The organism is Aequorivita lipolytica (assembly GCF_007997135.1).
Lineage (GTDB): Bacteria > Bacteroidota > Bacteroidia > Flavobacteriales > Flavobacteriaceae > Aequorivita > Aequorivita lipolytica.
Map to the genome: position 1 here is coordinate 118,205 of NZ_VORU01000009.1, position 17,123 is coordinate 135,327.

At 38.1% G+C, this 17,123-nt stretch carries 17 protein-coding genes; 9 read left to right on the forward strand and 8 right to left on the reverse strand.

Translation table 11 applies throughout. The annotated features are described in order from the left end of the window. Positions 1–30 precede the first annotated feature (30 nt). On the reverse strand, positions 31–486 hold the full coding sequence (locus tag ESV24_RS11260) for a DUF1801 domain-containing protein (RefSeq protein WP_111816451.1): 456 nt from the start codon (positions 484–486) through the stop codon (positions 31–33). A gap of 193 nt (positions 487–679) precedes the next feature. On the opposite strand from ESV24_RS11260, the gene ESV24_RS11265 reads away from it, so the two are divergent. After that, on the forward strand, positions 680–1,012 hold the full coding sequence (locus ESV24_RS11265; RefSeq protein ID WP_111816450.1) for a hypothetical protein: 333 nt from the start codon (positions 680–682) through the stop codon (positions 1,010–1,012). A 64-nt stretch (positions 1,013–1,076) separates the two neighbouring features. On the opposite strand, the gene ESV24_RS11270 is transcribed toward ESV24_RS11265, so the two are convergent. From ESV24_RS11270 to ESV24_RS11285, 4 genes are all read right to left on the reverse strand, one after another. Continuing rightward, complete coding sequence (locus tag ESV24_RS11270) at positions 1,077–2,966, reverse strand: PLP-dependent aminotransferase family protein (RefSeq protein ID WP_111816449.1); 1,890 nt, start codon at positions 2,964–2,966, stop codon at positions 1,077–1,079. 168 nt (positions 2,967–3,134) lie between these two features. Further along, positions 3,135–3,500, reverse strand: coding sequence for a DUF1622 domain-containing protein (locus ESV24_RS11275; RefSeq protein WP_111816448.1), 366 nt, complete (start codon positions 3,498–3,500; stop codon positions 3,135–3,137). A gap of 134 nt (positions 3,501–3,634) precedes the next feature. Next, positions 3,635–4,408, reverse strand: coding sequence for a hypothetical protein (locus ESV24_RS11280; protein WP_146743171.1), 774 nt, complete (start codon positions 4,406–4,408; stop codon positions 3,635–3,637). Between the two features lie 285 nt (positions 4,409–4,693). Next, positions 4,694–6,532: an ABC transporter ATP-binding protein gene (locus ESV24_RS11285; protein WP_111816446.1), complete on the reverse strand. Its 1,839-nt coding sequence runs from the start codon at positions 6,530–6,532 to the stop codon at positions 4,694–4,696. Positions 6,533–6,781: 249 nt separating this feature from the next. Here ESV24_RS11285 and ESV24_RS11290 point away from each other — a divergent pair, with 249 nt between their 5' ends. The 3 genes from ESV24_RS11290 (at position 6,782) to ESV24_RS11300 (ending at position 9,191) form a co-directional block, all read left to right on the forward strand. Next, positions 6,782–8,170, forward strand: coding sequence for an MATE family efflux transporter (locus tag ESV24_RS11290; protein ID WP_111816445.1), 1,389 nt, complete (start codon positions 6,782–6,784; stop codon positions 8,168–8,170). A 124-nt stretch (positions 8,171–8,294) separates the two neighbouring features. Further along, positions 8,295–8,525: a hypothetical protein gene (locus tag ESV24_RS11295; RefSeq protein ID WP_111816444.1), complete on the forward strand. Its 231-nt coding sequence runs from the start codon at positions 8,295–8,297 to the stop codon at positions 8,523–8,525. Positions 8,526–8,615: 90 nt separating this feature from the next. Beyond that, entirely contained in the window at positions 8,616–9,191 is a 576-nt protein-coding gene (locus ESV24_RS11300) for a phosphatase PAP2 family protein (protein ID WP_111816443.1), read from the forward strand. A gap of 32 nt (positions 9,192–9,223) precedes the next feature. On the opposite strand, the gene ESV24_RS15685 is transcribed toward ESV24_RS11300, so the two are convergent. Then, complete coding sequence (locus ESV24_RS15685) at positions 9,224–9,559, reverse strand: lipid-A-disaccharide synthase N-terminal domain-containing protein (protein WP_111816442.1); 336 nt, start codon at positions 9,557–9,559, stop codon at positions 9,224–9,226. After that, positions 9,556–10,266, reverse strand: coding sequence for a glycosyltransferase family 2 protein (locus ESV24_RS11310; RefSeq protein WP_111816441.1), 711 nt, complete (start codon positions 10,264–10,266; stop codon positions 9,556–9,558). The genes ESV24_RS15685 and ESV24_RS11310 overlap by 4 nt, the downstream gene beginning before the upstream one ends. A 111-nt stretch (positions 10,267–10,377) precedes the next feature. Here ESV24_RS11310 and ESV24_RS11315 point away from each other — a divergent pair, with 111 nt between their 5' ends. From ESV24_RS11315 to ESV24_RS11330, 4 genes are all read left to right on the forward strand, one after another. Then, positions 10,378–11,316 carry an NAD-dependent epimerase/dehydratase family protein gene (locus ESV24_RS11315; RefSeq protein ID WP_111816562.1) on the forward strand — a complete coding sequence of 313 codons (939 nt, stop codon included), beginning with the start codon at positions 10,378–10,380 and terminating at the stop codon, positions 11,314–11,316. A 30-nt stretch (positions 11,317–11,346) separates the two neighbouring features. Next, positions 11,347–12,375: a helix-turn-helix domain-containing protein gene (locus tag ESV24_RS11320; RefSeq protein ID WP_111816440.1), complete on the forward strand. Its 1,029-nt coding sequence runs from the start codon at positions 11,347–11,349 to the stop codon at positions 12,373–12,375. A 101-nt stretch (positions 12,376–12,476) separates the two neighbouring features. Next, positions 12,477–14,465, forward strand: a complete 1,989-nt coding sequence (locus tag ESV24_RS11325) for an LTA synthase family protein (RefSeq protein ID WP_111816439.1) — start codon at positions 12,477–12,479, stop codon at positions 14,463–14,465. Continuing rightward, positions 14,455–15,348: a diacylglycerol/lipid kinase family protein gene (locus ESV24_RS11330; protein WP_111816438.1), complete on the forward strand. Its 894-nt coding sequence runs from the start codon at positions 14,455–14,457 to the stop codon at positions 15,346–15,348. The genes ESV24_RS11325 and ESV24_RS11330 overlap by 11 nt, the downstream gene beginning before the upstream one ends. A 26-nt stretch (positions 15,349–15,374) precedes the next feature. On the opposite strand, the gene meaB is transcribed toward ESV24_RS11330, so the two are convergent. Next, positions 15,375–16,454 (reverse strand): methylmalonyl Co-A mutase-associated GTPase MeaB, encoded by a 1,080-nt coding sequence (gene meaB, locus ESV24_RS11335; protein WP_111816437.1) that lies wholly within the window; start codon positions 16,452–16,454, stop codon positions 15,375–15,377. Positions 16,455–16,548: 94 nt separating this feature from the next. On the opposite strand from meaB, the gene ESV24_RS11340 reads away from it, so the two are divergent. Next, a complete protein-coding gene (locus ESV24_RS11340; RefSeq protein WP_111816561.1) occupies positions 16,549–16,977 on the forward strand; it encodes an organic hydroperoxide resistance protein in 429 nt (142 codons plus the stop codon). Positions 16,978–17,123 lie beyond the last annotated feature (146 nt).

Consider the following 17,123-nt stretch of genomic DNA (forward strand, 5'->3'; position numbering starts at 1 on the left):
GCTTTAGATGCTGATTAAAGTGATTGATTTCTATCTTTTAAATATACTTTCATATTTCGCAATCCATTCAGCAACGGAAACTTTTGTGGTTAGCTCTCCAAACAATTCAAACGGTATATTCTTTGGGTTTTTAAAGCGGATGCAACTTTTGCCCATATCTAGTTTTCCCTTGGCGTGTTTGGGATATTCTGCAACAAACCACGCCATAAGCTCTGGATCTGTATAGATGCCCGAATGGTAAAAACCTATGTGGTTTTTTTGGGAGGCAATGCTCATAAAAGGCAGTGCATCGCTAGGTTTGCAATGGTAGCCATCGGGATAAATACTGTGCGGCACCACGTAGCTTATCATTCCGTATTGCATAATTTCCTCAAAACCTTTGGGGAGGTTTTTCTTTATTGCGACACGTAGTTTTTGCATTATCTCCTTCCGGTCTTCGGGGAGTTCGGTAATATATTGGTCTGGAGTAGTGGCGGAGGATTGCAAGTTGAAAAGTTTAAGTTAAAAGTTCAAAGCTCAAAGCTCAAAGCTCAAAGCTCAAAGCTTCAAAGCTTTAAAGTTAAAAGTTTTTTGCCGAAAAAGTGTTTGTTTGTTTGAATGGATGCCATAAAGCTCAACAAAAAATGATTTTTTATAAGAAGAATTATAGTTGTATTTTTAGTTGAAATAAACCAGAAAGATGAAAAAACACATAGCACTTTCCATAGTTGTCCTTTTTCTATTATTTGCTTTTGAAGGGCACTCGCAAGAAATTACCAAATATGATTTTCTTGAAATAATAGTTGTTCAAAAAGCGAATAACCGCGGAAAGGTAAAGCGAATAAAAGTGGAGGAGCAAGCTTCTTTAGTAGGCCAGAATATTTCTATCGACGAAATAGAGGATATTGAACAGACTTCAACATTGTTAAATTATATGAATGCCCGAGATTGGGAGTTTCTGGACCGCCAATCTGTGGTTTCTGACGATAATGACCCTGTATGGATGAGTTATATTTTTAGGAAACGGAAGTAGCCAGTTAATGAATAATTAATAATGTGTAATGAATAATTCTTGTGCTGAGCGCCTCCCAACATTTCTAAATTTGTTCAACAAATTTTAAAAACACTTTTTTATGAAGCTCAAGATCCAGATTGGGAGAAAGTGATGCACGCACAATATAATCCTTGTCACCCTCTTTAGTGGTGCCTTGTGTAGATGTTGCAGGAATCGTCCAATAACATCCCTTTAACTGGCCATAGCTCACGCAGAACTTACTTTCATTCGGGATTTCTGTAATCATTAAATTGATTAACTTCAAATTCAGGGCCCTTTTATACATTTCTCTTTCTGCATCTGTATTCCCTTTTGTTGGAAGATCTAAGGAAAACACCGATGGGGTAAAGCCTTGTGCTGCCAATTCATCTGTAACAAAATTGATTTTTGCTTCTGGTAAAGCATCGTGGATAAAGTTTACAAATTCACGTGTATTGGTATAAGCATCATAAATCCTTTGATTCATTGAAGGCAACTGTCTGGCTAATATTTCATATTGAAGATCTGTAGCCTCGTTATCACAAAGTGCTAGATGCATTTCTATTTTTTCCATCAACGCCTCCGTTTTTGTGTTTCCTACGCAGTAGCCAGCAGTACATTGTCCACCACTTGGGAATTTGGAGCCACTAGCATACGAAATGGCTCGAACTGTAGAGAGTATTTCTCCTTCACCCAAGAAATGAAAGTTCGGACAAAAGGTTTGATCTAAAATAAAAACGGGATCGATAGCAATTTCACCTTTGCTTGTTTTGCGTTCTTTACTTAAAACAGCCTTTAATTGATTAAGATCTGGAACTTCAACTCTAGGATTTGTGGGAATTTCAGCGATGATGTATGGAACTGCATCTTCGTGGGCAATTTCAGTTAAAACGGTATCGATACTTTGTACCATCTCGTTATTGCCATCTACTAGTAAGTCTACGATTTCAACGTTATTAAGGCAAGCCGCAACGCGTCTTGCTTGGTCGTTTGTGCCGCCGTAGCAATTGGGAGGAACAATAAATTTGATAGCCTTTCCTTTATGGTTTTCTTTCGCGTCGGCGATGAGCCCCATCATAATGGCATATTGAATAGATAATCCACTAGAGGCAACCAGAGGTTTTGTAGTTGTGCCGGTAATTTCTTTGATGGAAGCTAAGACACTTTTTTTGTCTGCCTCTACATTGCTTTTCTTATTCTCTAAAGGAGCTTGTTCTGTTAGCGATTTTAAGGCAGTAAGACAATTGGCGGGCGTCATTGCAATGGTCTCTCTTCTTCTTACGTGCTGAATTTCTGAAATGTAACTTTCGTTCTCTTCGCCATTTACTACTAAAATACTGCCTAGATTCCCGTGAAGACTGATGAAAAAGTCAATCCCGATAGCTATCGGGATTGGATTGAGATAAATAGCGCCGATTTCATCTTTTTCTGAAATGAAAATGGTACTTCCGTTACCCCGATAGCTATCGTGGGCGGAAATGTCCTCAACTTTATCAACTTGCCTTAGTTCAAATTTATAACCGTAAATACTTCTTACTATTTCAGCATCGAAATAGGCTGGTAATTCACCGGTATAAATGATTTGGGTATTTATATTCTCCAATAAATTTTTCCGTAGAATTGCTAAAATAGGAGCCGTCTTTGAAGAAAAACTGATTACATTATTTGGTGTTGTATTATTTAAGTGGGCAATTCCCCATTCCAATACACACGATAATGGATGGCCCAATCGAATATAGTCGTAAGCGGTGGGTAGTTTTTTTAAGGCTGCTGTTTCAGTCCCGTTAGCTATCGGGGTATTTTCATTGTATAGTTTTTCAAACTGATCTAAAAACTGAGTTTTAGCCAAGCTTTCATCATAAATATCCAGCCTATGTGTTGTTAGACCCAACCAGTCTGTTGGCATATTTTGCAATACATCTTTTATATAATTTAGCATTTTATTGTCTTGCATAATTTTCACTTTTTAATAGGTCAGCAAGGTACATTAATTAGATTTTTTTAAAAGTGTTTTAAGACTTTTGTAACAGTATGTCTAAAGGGTTTGAAAGTAGATTTGGGTCGCATTGCAAATGCTCTATGTAGATGGGCACGCTTTGGAAAAGTGCGCCAGAGGGATCTTTCACTTATCGTGTTCGTTGTTGTTCACTTTAAATTTTTGCCAAGGAAACTTTCCCTCCAATTCAACCTGAAGTGAAAGACTTAAAAATGTTCTAATTATAACGATTAGACCCAAAATGCTAACGGATTTAAGAGAAGGTTCCGTAACTACCGTCGCCATTATATCGGCGGCAATTAAAATTTCCAATCCCAGAAGTATTGCTTTTCCAACTGCTTGCCGCAGTTCTTTATAGGTAATTGGGTTTTTACTTTTTAGCTGAACGAGAAACTTACCCATTGCGAAAACGGAACCAAAGAAAATTGTCAAGACGCCAATCGCCTCCATTATTTTTGCGATATAATCAATATAAATTCTAATGTTTTCCATGCTGTTTTTTTGCGCTTGTTAAATTACGCATAACATTTGGAAAAACGCCGAGTGGTTTTGTTGCTTATATATTTTTCGAGTAGGTTTGCGGGCACACGTTGCAAATGTGAGCTAGCGGGGGGGGGGTAGTTATTTTATTTTACGGAAATTATATTTGATTCAGGCAATTTTAGATTAAGTTTTTTCCGAAGAACTTCTGTTAATACGTCAATTCTTGTATCTATAACTTTAGTTCTATCTTTAATTGGCCAATCAGTCATTATAGCTGTCAATTTTGGTTTTTCTGTCTGTGTTAATATATCCATTGGATTTGTAAACCATAATCCACATCCACTTAAACCGTGTAAATCTGGCCCAACAGAGAATTGTTTAATTTTTAAATTATATGATTTTTTTCTCTCGTAGGATGTGATGATGTTTAGATTCGGGCTTTTATCATATTTCAAATATTTACTTTCCATTATAGGGGTAGAAAACTGGAAAAATGGATAACTGTGAAAGGAATTTCTACTATGAGAGAATTTAGAAAATGTTTGGGGAAATCCAAGAAAAGTATAAAATGGTTGATTCTCAAATTTATGGTTAATTGCTAAATCATCATCCTGAAGAAATTTATATGTGGTGAGAATTTCTTTTACACTTTCCTCGTCCAATTTTAAGAATCCAATGTCAACAGAATCTTCGTTTCTGCTATTTGAAGTTTCATTTATAAAACTAATCCCACCTGGTTTGAATAAGTTTTTCCCTTCTTCTATTGGAATAAAAAGATTTTCAAAATTATCAAGTACATGTGAAGCAGAAACAAGAAGGAAGTTATCTTCAATTTGAATAAAAACTCCCGTGCCGTAAACCTTATACCCTGTATAATTAGTTAAAAGCATACAAGTATAACTACGAATAATTTTCAAGCTTTTATACTGTATCTGTATGTAGTTTTTGAGTATAGACATTCTTTATTCTAAATAGTAATCATTGCATTGCAAACTCTACTGATACCCCGCCGCCTGCAACTTAAACAACTCTGCATACAGTTTTTGGTCGTTAAATACTTCGATTTTGTATATTTACATTTCGCTGTCCCGGTAATTCCTCTCCCAGATATTAGATGCTGGTGATGAATCCGGGTTTTTTTATACCTTCAATTTACATTTTATTTTTCAATCTTCGATTTCAATTTCGTTTTCGATTTCAATCTACTGATACCCCGCCGCCTGCAACTTAAACAACTCTGCATACAATTTTGGCTGTGCCATTAACTGTTCGTGGGTGCCCAGCTCCAACACTTGGCCGTTTTGTAAAACCAAAATACGGTCTGCCATACGCACGGTGCTAAAGCGGTGGCTAATAATAATGCTGGTCTTGCCTTTGGTGAGCGCTATAAAGCGTTCAAAAACATCAAACTCTGCTTGGGCATCCAGCGCGCTAGTGGGTTCGTCCAGCACCATAACGTCTGCGTCCTTCATATAGGCGCGGGCAAGCGCCACCTTTTGCCACTGCCCGCCGCTTAGTTCGGTCCCTTTGTAAAACCTTCTGCCAAGGCGTTGTTCCAAGCCATCTGCCATTTCGCTTACCACTTGTTCCGCGAGGCTTTTGCTGGCGGCGTAGCTTATTACTTCGTCGTTTGCTACTTGGTCTATATTGCCCACTGCTATGTTTTCGCGCAGGGTAAACTCATACTTAAAAAAGTCCTGAAAGATGACGCCAAAACGTTTTCGGTAAGCGTCAACATCAAACTTGTTTATATTGATGCCGTCCAAAAGGATTTCGCCCTGTGTGGGTTCGTAAAAGCGGAGGAAGAGTTTTATGAGCGTGGTTTTTCCCGCGCCGTTTTGGCCTACAAAAGCCATTTTTTCGCCAGCGTTTAGGGTAAAGGTTACGCCTTTTAGTACTTCTGTTTCGCTACCGGCATAGGCGAAGTGCAGATTGTTAACCTGAAACCCTTGGGTGATGGTTTTGGGCATAGGGGTTTTTGCTTCGGAAGTCTGTTCTACGGTTAAATCTATAAAGTCGAAATAATCCTGAAGGTAAAGCGCGCTTTCGGAAATACGGGTGAAGCGCGAAAAGAAGCCTTGCAGGTTGTTGCGCAATCTGTTGAAGGAACCGGAAAGAAAGGTGAGTTCCCCAATGGTAATCACGCCCGTAAGCACCCGCAGAATAATGTAAACGTAGGCGCCGTAATAACTAAGCACGCCCAAAATGTTGAACAACGACCCGTAAAAACTCTGCTTGAGCGACAGTTTTTTGTTGATGAGGTAATAGTCATTAGAAAGTCCTTTAAAACGTTCCGCGATAAAATCGGTCAAGCCGAAAAGCTTGATTTCCTTGGCGGTTTGGTTGTTGGCGCCGATAAAGCGGAGGTAATCCAGTTCGCGGCGTTCGGCGGTCCAACTGCGCGCCAACGAATAACGCGTGCTGCTGAATTTTGCTTCATTTATAAACGAAGGAATAATGCTAACGATCAATATGAGTATCAAAATAGGTTCAAAATAAACCAATCCCGCAATCAGCGAAACCATTGAAATCAAACTTTCCGCTTGTCCCAGCGCATTGGTCATCAAATCTACGCGACTGTTGGTTTGGGTGCGGGCGCGTTCCAGTTTGTCGTAAAACTCTGGATCTTCCAGTTGGGCGATGGTTAGCTCTGCGGTTTTTCGGATAATTTTTTCCGAAGACATGTTGGAGTATAAATCGCCCAAAAGTCCGTCGGTTAGGTTTATCAATCTTCCCAACAAATCGGAAAGCACAGCAACGGAGAATTCGATAATGACATAATTCCAAAGTAGGGTGAAATCTTTATCAGGTAAAGAAACTTGTAGAATAATTTCATCAATAATCATCTTTCCCACCCACAGGATTACCACGGGCGTGAAGGCGTTTATTAATCGACTTAAAGCATTTAATAAAAACAGTTTTGGGCTGCTGCGGTATATTTCCCTAAAAAACCGTGGAATGGTTTTTAAGGCTTTAAAAGAATCCTTGACGCTGGTTTTCTTTTCTTTATCGGAGATGGATTTGGGTTGGGGACGAGCCATTTAGTTGATGGTTGATAGTTGATAGTTTTTTATGATATTATGGATTCTGTTGATTCTGTTGATTCTGTTGATTCTGTTGATTCTTTGGATACTATTGTTGCTGTGGATACTATTGATTCAATAAATATTTTAATTTATCTAAACATCTAAACATCTAAACATCTAAACATCTAAACATCTAAACATTTAAACTCCCACAAAGCTATTCTAAAAAACACAACTACTATCTTTGCGCAAAAATTTTAAACCTTGGCGCTTTCAGATTATACCCGCGAATTTAAATATAACACCAAACTGGCAACGCCCGTTATTTTGGGAATGCTGGGGCACCAAGTGGTGGCGCTGGTGGATAATATTATGGTGGGGCAATTAGGAACTGCCGAGCTAGCCGCTGTATCGCTGGGGAACAGTTTTATGTTTGTGGCTATGAGTCTGGGTATTGGCTTTTCTACAGCCATAACCCCTTTGGTTGCTGAAGCAGATGGAGAGGGGAATCGCGAGAAGGGGAAATCTTCCTTTAAGCACGGTTTGTTTTTGTGTATTGTTTTGGGATTGGTGCTTTTTGCTACAGTAATGTTCGCAAAACCATTAATGTACGTAATGAAACAACCGCCAGAAGTGGTGGATTTGGCAATGCCTTATTTAACGTTGGTTGCAGCTTCCCTGGTTCCGCTGATAATTTTTCAGGGTTTTAAACAATTTAGCGATGGATTGTCTATGACGCGTTTCCCGATGTATGCTACTATAGTAGCGAATTTGGTGAATGTGTTACTGAACTATATGTTTATTTTCGGAAAGTTTGGTGCGCCGGAAATGGGTGTTGTGGGCGCGGCAATTGGCACCTTGGTTTCTCGTGTTGTGATGGTAATTTATTTGTGGTATTTATTAAGCCGAAAAGAGAAATCGCGATATTTTGTTACTGATATTAAGATTTTCACCCTCAGCAAAGTGATGCTGAAAAAGCTTTTAAACCTTGGTTTTCCTTCGGCTATGCAGATGTTTTTTGAAGTAATGATCTTCACTTCCGCAGTATGGCTTTCTGGAATTCTTGGCAAGAACCCGCAAGCTGCAAACCAAATTGCGCTGAACTTGGCCTCTATGACTTTCATGGTAGCGATGGGCTTTAGCGTGGCTGCAACGATAAGGGTGGGCAACCAAAAAGGGTTGAAAAACTTTAGGGAACTGCGCCGGGTGGCGATTTCTATAGGACTATTGACCACTATTTTGGCGTTGGTTTTTGCGGTTTTCTTTATTCTTTTTAATGAACAGCTTCCAAAAATATTCCTCGATTTCGATAGTGTTGTAGATTTTGCCGACAACCGTGAAGTGGTAGCCATAGCTGCGCAACTTTTAATTATAGCTGCCATCTTTCAATTTACTGATGCTTTACAAGTTGTGGCGCTCGGCGCGCTGCGCGGAATGCAGGATGTGAAAATACCAACGGTAATATGTTTTATAGCGTACTGGATCATTGGTTTCCCTATTTCGTATTACTTAAGTATGGAAACTTCCTTGGAAAGTATGGGGATTTGGATAGGTTTGTTGGCAGGACTTTCCGCAAGCGGAATCATGTTATTCATCAGATTTAATTATCTTTCGAAAAAATTGATTAGGCAGGAAGTAGCTATTAGCGAATAGCGAAAAGCGAAAAGGAATTAGCAAAAAACCAATAGATTATTTTTACCATCAACCATCAACCATCAACCATCAACCATCAACCATCAACCATCAACCATCAACCATCAACTAACAACTAGAAAAAATGGATTTCCCAAAATACTTACTCGGCGACAACAGCGATTATCCCGATGCGATCTTCGTGATACATACCGAATTTCCACGTTTCATTATAAATCTAGAAGACGATGAGGTGGAATGGCTGGAAGATTTTGATAAAGAAGACCAAAAGGAACTTGAAGCAGAAGCTGAAAACTTGATTCAGGGAGCTAATGATTTTTACGATAGAGAAATAGCTTTATACGATGAAGATTGATTTTTTGACACGAATTCACGAATAATTTTTAGACAAACATTCGTGAATTCGTGGACGAACACGACACCAGTATTTTTAGAACGATAAATAATGTTAGACCAACTACTAAATTACGATACCGAACTTTTCCTATTTCTGAATAATTTAGGAAACACTTCTTGGGATGGATTTTGGCGATTTGTAACAGAAAAGTGGTCGTCCATTCCTATTTATGCAATCCTTCTTTATTTAATTTATAAAAACTATGGTTGGAAAGGGACGCTGGTAATTATGGTCTGCGTTGCCTTGATGATAACCGCCACGGACCAAATTGCCAATCTCTTTAAACACGGGCTGGAGCGCCCGCGACCGTGCCAAGTAGAAGCACTGAAAGCAACAATGCGTTATGTTGCCGATGGTTGTGGCAAATACGGATATTTTTCTGGCCATGCGGCAAGCTCGATGGCTGCGGCGGTTTTTCTTGGGTTGAGTCTTCAAAAATGGTATAAATATTTGCCTTTCTTATTGCTGGCTTGGGCAGTTGTAACTGCCTATAGTCGTATTTATTTGGGAGTTCATTATCCGCTGGATGTGGTTAGTGGAATGGCGTTTGGCGGATTGACGGGCTGGTTGTTTTACCTGCTTCAGAAATGGGGACAGAAAAGGTTCAAGACTCAAAAAACCTGACAGGTTTTAAAAACCTGTCAGGTTTGGAGCTATTACTCTTTCGTCACAATAAACAACTCTCTGTACAATCTAGTTTTGTGAGTGCGACTGTCGGGACCCTTCGGATTCATATCGTAACGCGCTATGTGTTTTCTTTTAAAATTAGGGTAGGTTTGCGCGAAATGATTTAAACTTTCTTCTGAAACCAGCACACCAAAGCGGTTTTCGATTGGAGTTATAAATTCACCTTCTTTGTTTAGCATCTCCCAAAAAATTGATGGAGTGATAATGCGTTTGCTTTTTTCGGAAAGAATCCATTGCACAATTAGTCTTCCGCTGAAAAGAATTTGTGCTAAAAAACCGATGCTATAAACAATCCAGTTGCTCATCCTTTGCTTTTAATCTCGTAATTGATGTATTTTTTCTTCATCCAAAGATAAGCGAAGCAGTCCATCAAGGGACCTAGCAACCTGTTCCAAAGTCCGAATTTTGCCGTACCGGCCATACGCGGAAAATGTTTTACGGGTACTTGCAGTATTCTGCCGTTTTGCAATAAAATCATAGCTGGTAAAAAGCGGTGCAAGCCTTTAAACATTGGGATGCGTTTGGCATAGTCTGTTTTTATCACTTTAAGCGGGCAACCCGTATCGTCCATACCATCGTGGGTGAATGCACGACGAATACCGTTTGCAATTTTGGAGGACATATTTTTAACGAACTTGTCTTTTCTATCGGCCCGGACTCCCGTTACCAAATCGTATTCTCCAATGTGTTCCAGCAAAAGATTGAAATCTTCTGGATCGGTTTGCAAATCGCTGTCAATATACCCGACCAACGGGCTCTCTACGAAATCAAAACCTGCTTTTATAGCAGCGCTCAAGCCTTGATTTTCTTTAAAGGAAATAAAATGAAAAACTTCGTTGCGCGTACAGATTTCCTCAATCAATTCTTGGCTGTTGTCTATGGAGCCATCATTCACAAAAAGAACTGAAGTCTTTTTAGTTGCCATCTTGGTATAAGCCAGCAGCTCTTTCTCTACACGTAGCAGATTCTCTTTTTCGTTGTAAACAGGTACAATTATAGTGAATTCGACCATCTATATTTTAGAAAAGATTTCTGTAAAAGTATTTCTTTTTTAAAGAAAACAGCGAAACGCTAAAAAACATGTTATTTTGCGGTGGAAAGCAAAATAGAAATTGAAAACAGAATGAAAATACTCGTTACGGGAGCAGCAGGATTTATAGGTTCGCATACGGCGGAACGATTAAAGGAATTGGGGCATGATGTAGTGGGCGTAGATAATTTTTCATCTTATTACGATATTTCACTCAAAAAAGGAAACGCGAAAGTGTTACAACAAAAGAATATCGAAATCCTGAAAGTTGATCTTAGATATGATAACTTGGCTGAAAAACTTCCAAACCATTTTGACTATATTTTTCACCTAGCTGCACATCCCGGTATTTCGAAAGATTCCACCTTTGGTGATTATTTCAGCAATAATATTTTAGCTACACAAAGGTTGCTGGAGTTTGCGGAAAGCCTTCCGAAGAAACCGTTTTTTGTAAATATTTCTACCTCTTCCGTTTATGGTCTGGAAGCAACTTTTTCAGAAGATGTGGCACCCAAACCGGCCTCGTGGTACGGCATAACCAAACTTGCTGCTGAACATCTGGTTTTGGCAAAATGCCGCGAAAATAAACTGAATGGAACATCTTTTAGGCTCTTCTCCGTTTACGGTCCGCGTGAAAGACCCGATAAACTTTATACACGTTTAATAGATTGCGGATTGAACAACAAACCTTTTCCGCTTTTTGAAGGCAGTGAAAAACACTTGCGCAGTTTTACGTATGTACAGGATATTGTGGACGGAATTGTACGTGTTTTTGGAAATGAAGCAATTTGTAATTGCGAAATTTTCAACCTTGGCACGGAAACCGAAAGTACTACGGCGCAGGGAATTGTGACTGTTGAAGAAATCCTTCAAAAGAAAATTGCAACCGAAGAAAAACCGCCACGTGCCGGAGATCAATCAAGAACTAAGGCGAATATTGACAAGGCCAGAAAACTGTTAGGGTACAATCCGCAGACTACTTTAAAAGAGGGTTTGCTTGCACAGACTGAATGGTTTAAAAATAACTTTTAACTGCAGTCTCCATTTTTTTATAACAATGTAATGCTCAAAATACTCCAAATCATAACCTTATTGCAAGGGGTTTTTCTTATTGTGGCACTTATGGCCAACAGGGAAAAATATCAAAAGCCTACATTTTGGTTGTTCATTGGGAGTATTGTTTCCATCTTATTTTACGTTGTTGGTGATGATGAGAACGGTTTTTTCGTTGAAAATGTAGATTGGTTCTTTTTTGACTCTTCATTATTTATAACTTTTCTCTTACTGTTTGTACTATATTTTGTTTCGCGACGTGAAAGGTTCAAACTTAAGCATCTGGTTTTTTTTCTGCCAAACCTCTTATATTTTATCATTGAATTTTATGAAAAATATTATTCAACTGAAGATGTAATTTATATTGAAATTTTAGAACTACTGGTAGAGCTAAGCTTTTTATGCTATTTGCTATTTACTGCCTGGGCTATCATAAAATCTGACAGAAAAAAATGGATGGCTTTTTTTATTCTTCCTTTGGCAATAATTATGAGCTTGGCGTTGGTGAATGAAATTTTTAGTTGGTTGGGTATTGGGCAAATACCCTACTTTAGCGACCCAGAAAACAATGCGTCAACGCTTATAGTCATTGCTTTTCTTTTTTATTTTATGGCTTGGAAACTCGTTGTGGCGCCATCAGAGATTGTTCCTTTTTCCGAAATTAAAAAATACCGGACCTCTGGCCTAAAGGAGAATTTAATTGAAGACTATTCAAAAAAACTTATCGCTTTTATGGAGGATGAAAAAGGATTTATGGATGGCAAACTTTCACTTTCTTCATTAGCAGAAAAACTTGAAATCCCGAAACAATACATTTCTGAAATATTGAATACCCATATGAATACTAATTTTCAGGATTTTGTAAATGGGTACCGCATTGAAGCTTTTTTAGATAGAGTGAACGATGCCAAATATTCCAACTACTCATTAGTTGGAATTGCCAATGATGTTGGCTTTAGTTCAAAATCTAGTTTTTATGCAACTTTTAAAAAACATAAAGGTGTTACACCTACCGAGTACCGAAAACTGCAAAAATAGCAGCTTAATATGTCCAATATAAGCATACGGGATATCATCAAAGCTCTGTAAACACTGTCTTATCCGATTAGGGTCTAACTTTGAACCCTAATTCATTTTTCGTGTCAAAACTTTTTCCACAGCGGTTTAAACTGCTATTTTATTTCGTAAAAATATTTATCATTTTATCAACTCTGGTTCGAATTATTTTTGTGCTTTGGGTTTTTAAGGAACTCGATACTTCATTTTTCAAACTAGCGAATACTTTTCTTGTAGGGGTATTATTTGATTTAGGTACGGTTTCGTTTTTCGCACTTCCGTACGCGCTGTATTTGCTGTTTTTTCCGCAGCGGTGGTACGGATCTCTTTTTGATAGAATAGCAACTTGGTGTGGGTATACACTTGGGATTGTAATCTTTTTGTTTTCGTTTTTTGCTGAAATAACTTTTTGGGAAGAATTCAAAAACAGGTTCAACTTTATTGCGGTAGATTATCTAATTTATACCTACGAAGTTGTAAAAAACATAAACGAATCGTACCCAATCCCTTTACTTATTGGTGGTATTTTGCTTTTTACGGCGGTGCTTCTTTTTATTACCAAGCGAAGAGGTATTTTTCAGAAAACATTTCATAGCGAAAGTACTTTTATGGAGAAGTTATTCCCAACACTTCTTGTTATTAGTACCGTTTTAATTTTCGTTTTATTCGTAAATAATAAAGACGCAGAGCAATTTGAAAACCGTTATAATAATGAAATCGCCAAAACAGGTATTTATTCCTTCTTTTCGGCATTTCAGAAAAACGAACTTTCCTATACAGATTTTTATAGAACACTTCCCATAAACGAAGCCTTTGCAGAAGTAAAAAGCGAGTTTAAAAGGCGAGGTGATACTTTGCTTTTTCCTGAAAAGGAGTCGATTTATAGAAATATTTCGAACACAGATTCCTTGCCCGAACAAAGACCCAATGTAATCTTTATATGTGTAGAAAGTTTGAGCGCCAATTTTTTAGGATCATTCGGAAATACTGAAAACAATACGCCAACACTAGATTCTTTGGCAAACCACAGTTTGTTTTTTACAAATCTTTTCGCCACGGGAACGCGCACCGTTCGGGGTATGGAAGCTATAACACTTTCCATTCCACCAACGCCGGGACGTAGTATTGTAAAGCGCGAAAATAACCAGCAACTTTTTACAATTGGCGAAGTTTTTAAACAGAAGGGATACGAGCGAAATTTCTTTTATGGGGGTGATGGATATTTTGATAATATGAACAGTTATTTCGGTGGAAATGGTTTCAACATCGTAGATCGCGGTCGGGGTTTTTTATTGGATGCCAGCATTACCACAACCCGAACAAACATTGAAGATGAAGAAGTAACTTTTGAAAATGCTTGGGGAATTGCCGATGAAGATATTTATAACAAAGTAATTAAAGTTGCCGATGAGGCTCATGGAGCTGGCAAACCTTTTTTCGATTTTGTAATGACTACCAGTAACCACCGCCCATACACATATCCTGAAGGAAAAATAGACATTCCTTCGGGCTCGGGGAGAAGTGGTGCCGTAAAATATACCGATTACGCAATTGGTGCATTTTTAAAGAAGGCGCAGTCAAAAGATTGGTATAAAAATACGGTCATAATTATTATGGCAGACCACTGCGCTTCCAGTGCTGGCAGGCAGGAACTGGATGTTAAAAACTATCACATTCCCGCACTTATATTGAATTTGCCGAATGCGGCGCCCCAAAAAGTTGAAAATTTAGCGTCACAAATAGATGTTTTTCCAACGCTTTTTTCATTGCTAAACTGGAACTATAATACCAATTTATTCGGGACTGATATTTTGAAAATGAAACCAGCCGAAGAACGCGCCTTTGTGGGAACCTATCGTAAACTTGGTCTTTTGAAAAAGGATGGCAGCATTATGGTTTTAGGCGATCAACAGCTTTCAAATTTCTATCGGTGGAATCGGGAAACCAATGAATTGATGCCTTTAGAAAACGATAACAGGTTTTTAAATGAAATCATTTCAAACTATCAGACTGCCGATTATTTGTTCAGAAATGAAGGTTTGAAACTAACCACTCTGGGCATTGAAAAATAAAATTCATTTCATTGTAAATCCCATAGCAGGAAAAGGAAAGAATAAGCTTCCGGTGGCTTTAGTTGAAGCTTATTTCCCTAAGGAAAATTACGAGGTTTTTATAAAAGAAACTGAGTTTATTGGTCACGCAACCGCATTAACGGAATTGTCAATTAAAGAAGGCGCACAAATTATAGTTGCTTGTGGTGGGGATGGAACCATAAATGAAGTTGCTTGCTGCTTGGTAAATACTCAAGTGATTTTGGGAATCCTACCAATGGGTTCCGGCAATGGATTAGCTTCCAATCTAAAAATTCCAAAAAATTTAAAAAAGGCACTTTCAATTATCAAAAAGCAAAACGCAATTGAAATTGATACTGCTTCTATAAACGGGGAGCCATTTTTCAGCAACGCAGGCATTGGTTTTGATGCGCACGTTATTTCAGATTTTGAGGAAAACACAACCCGCCAACTTTTCAGTTATGTAAAATCGACATTTCGCACACTGAAAAAATATAACTACAAAAATGTTGTAGAATTAAATTATAATGGCATAACCGAACGCCTTTCGCCATTTCTCCTTTTTATTTCCAATTCAAATGAAATGGGGTATAAAATGAGTTTGACGCCACGAGCTTCGTTGCAGGATGGACTGTTGGACGTTATAATCGTCCCAAAACTTTCAACTTTTAAACTCTTTCTCTTTGCGGTTTTATTTCTTTTCAAAAAACACCATTGGTTGAAAGAAGTGAGGTTTCAGCAGGTGAAAAACCTTGAAATAAAAAGTTTGGACGATTCAATTTTGAAGATACAACGCGATGGAGAATCAATACTTCAAAAGCATTCAAATATAATAATTGAAATACTTCCCAATAGTCTAAACATCTGCGTTAAAAAAGTTTGACTAGCTATTTTATATTTTCTATACTCTTATTTTTGGAGAGTGAGTAATTTCTCCGCAGCCTCAAAAGGCGTGGTTCTATTTTCATCTATCGCTTTCAACTGTTTTTCAAGTTCTATTTTAATTGAAGCATTTGCGTAAAACTCACTTTTCAATCTACTTTCAATAGTTTGTAGCAGCCAGAATTTATTCTGTTCTTTTCTTTTATGTTGAAAATAGCCGTTGGTTTTTACTGTTTCGAAATAATTTGAGACTACTTCCCATATTTCAGAAATACCTTCATTTTTTAGTGCGCTGCACAAAAGAGTTTTTGGCGCCCACTCACTTTCTTTGGCAGGGTAGAGGTGAAGTGCGCGATTAAATTCATTCTTTGCAAGCTTTGCGGCTTTTAGGTTTTCGCCATCGGCTTTGTTTATTATAATGGAATCTGCCATCTCCATAATGCCGCGTTTTATGCCTTGAAGCTCGTCGCCTGCGCCGGCAAGTTTTAGTAATAGAAAGAAATCGGTCATGGAATGTACTGCGGTTTCGCTTTGACCGACTCCCACGGTTTCAATTAGGATTACGTCAAAGCCAGTAGCTTCGCATAAAATTATGCTTTCACGTGTTTTTCGAGCTACTCCACCCAAGGTATCGCCACTTGCTGACGGACGGATAAAAGCGTTTTCTTCTTTCACCAATTCTTCCATTCGGGTTTTATCACCAAGAATACTTCCTCTGCTTATGCTGCTACTAGGATCTACGGTGAGTACCGCAACTTTTTTACCTTCGGAAACCAAAAATTTTCCAAAGCTTTCAATAAAAGTACTCTTGCCTACGCCGGGAACTCCCGTTATTCCAAGTCTTATGGATTTATTAGCGTGTGGTAGGCATTTTTCTATAATTTCCCTTGCTTGTTGTTGGTGTTTTTGTGCGGTGCTTTCAATAATAGTAATGGCTTGGCTTAGGGCAGTTTGGTTTTGGTTTAAAATTTCCGAAACCAATTCAGTTGTCGAGGGTTTTTTTTTGAAATTTTTATGCCTTTCCGCAACCACTTCATTTAATGATTTGGGTTGCAAAACACCTTTCTTTTCGTTTAGTGTGCTTGTATTTTTTTTGCTTTTTGCCACAATGTGAATTTAGGACAATTTTATGAATATGTTCTTTTAGAAACGGGTTTTAGGTAGTATCTTGAAATTTAATAATTTTAAAATTCAGAAAAAAATGAAAATCTTATATGAAGCTTCCTCAACTGCCATAGGTGGAAGAAAAGGTAGCGTAAAAACAGAAGATGGAAAAATTGATATGGAACTTTCAGTTCCCAAAGGCCTAGGCGGGGATAGCGGAAAAGGTACAAATCCCGAGCAGCTTTTTGGTAGCGCCTATGCAGCCTGCTTTGGTGGTTCCGTACAAATGGTAGCAGAAAGCAAAAAAATTAAATTGGGGGACGACATGAGCGTAACCGCAAACATTGAAATAGGAAAAACAAAAGACGGTGATTTACAGTTACGTGCAACTTTAGATTGTTACTTACCTGGAGTAGACGTGGAAACAGGCGAGGATCTTGTAAACAAGGCACACGAGGTTTGTCCATATTCAAGAGCAACACGCGATAATATTACGGTAACACTTAACTTGCTTTTAGACGAATAAGAATGATTCATTCCAATAAAAGAGGTCGTCTAAAAACTATTTAGGCGACCTTTTATTTTTTGGTCTTTTTGATTTTATTCTGAAGCTGATTGTTTAATTAGGTGATTAGTCAGTAGATCAAATTAAGCAAAGCGATTCTTACATCG

Excerpts from the sequence above, each read along its gene's own strand:
- ESV24_RS11320 (WP_111816440.1), top strand. The coding sequence starts at position 11,347 with ATGCTCAAAATACTCCAAATCATAACCTTATTGCAAGGGGTTTTTCTT.
- ESV24_RS15685 (WP_111816442.1), bottom strand. The coding sequence starts at position 9,559 with ATGAGCAACTGGATTGTTTATAGCATCGGTTTTTTAGCACAAATTCTT.
- ESV24_RS11265 (WP_111816450.1), top strand. The coding sequence starts at position 680 with ATGAAAAAACACATAGCACTTTCCATAGTTGTCCTTTTTCTATTATTT.
- ESV24_RS11310 (WP_111816441.1), bottom strand. The coding sequence starts at position 10,266 with ATGGTCGAATTCACTATAATTGTACCTGTTTACAACGAAAAAGAGAAT.
- ESV24_RS11295 (WP_111816444.1), top strand. The coding sequence starts at position 8,295 with ATGGATTTCCCAAAATACTTACTCGGCGACAACAGCGATTATCCCGAT.
- ESV24_RS11315 (WP_111816562.1), top strand. The coding sequence starts at position 10,378 with ATGAAAATACTCGTTACGGGAGCAGCAGGATTTATAGGTTCGCATACG.
- ESV24_RS11275 (WP_111816448.1), bottom strand. The coding sequence starts at position 3,500 with ATGGAAAACATTAGAATTTATATTGATTATATCGCAAAAATAATGGAG.
- ESV24_RS11285 (WP_111816446.1), bottom strand. The coding sequence starts at position 6,532 with ATGGCTCGTCCCCAACCCAAATCCATCTCCGATAAAGAAAAGAAAACC.
- ESV24_RS11270 (WP_111816449.1), bottom strand. The coding sequence starts at position 2,966 with ATGCAAGACAATAAAATGCTAAATTATATAAAAGATGTATTGCAAAAT.
- ESV24_RS11300 (WP_111816443.1), top strand. The coding sequence starts at position 8,616 with ATGTTAGACCAACTACTAAATTACGATACCGAACTTTTCCTATTTCTG.
- ESV24_RS11340 (WP_111816561.1), top strand. The coding sequence starts at position 16,549 with ATGAAAATCTTATATGAAGCTTCCTCAACTGCCATAGGTGGAAGAAAA.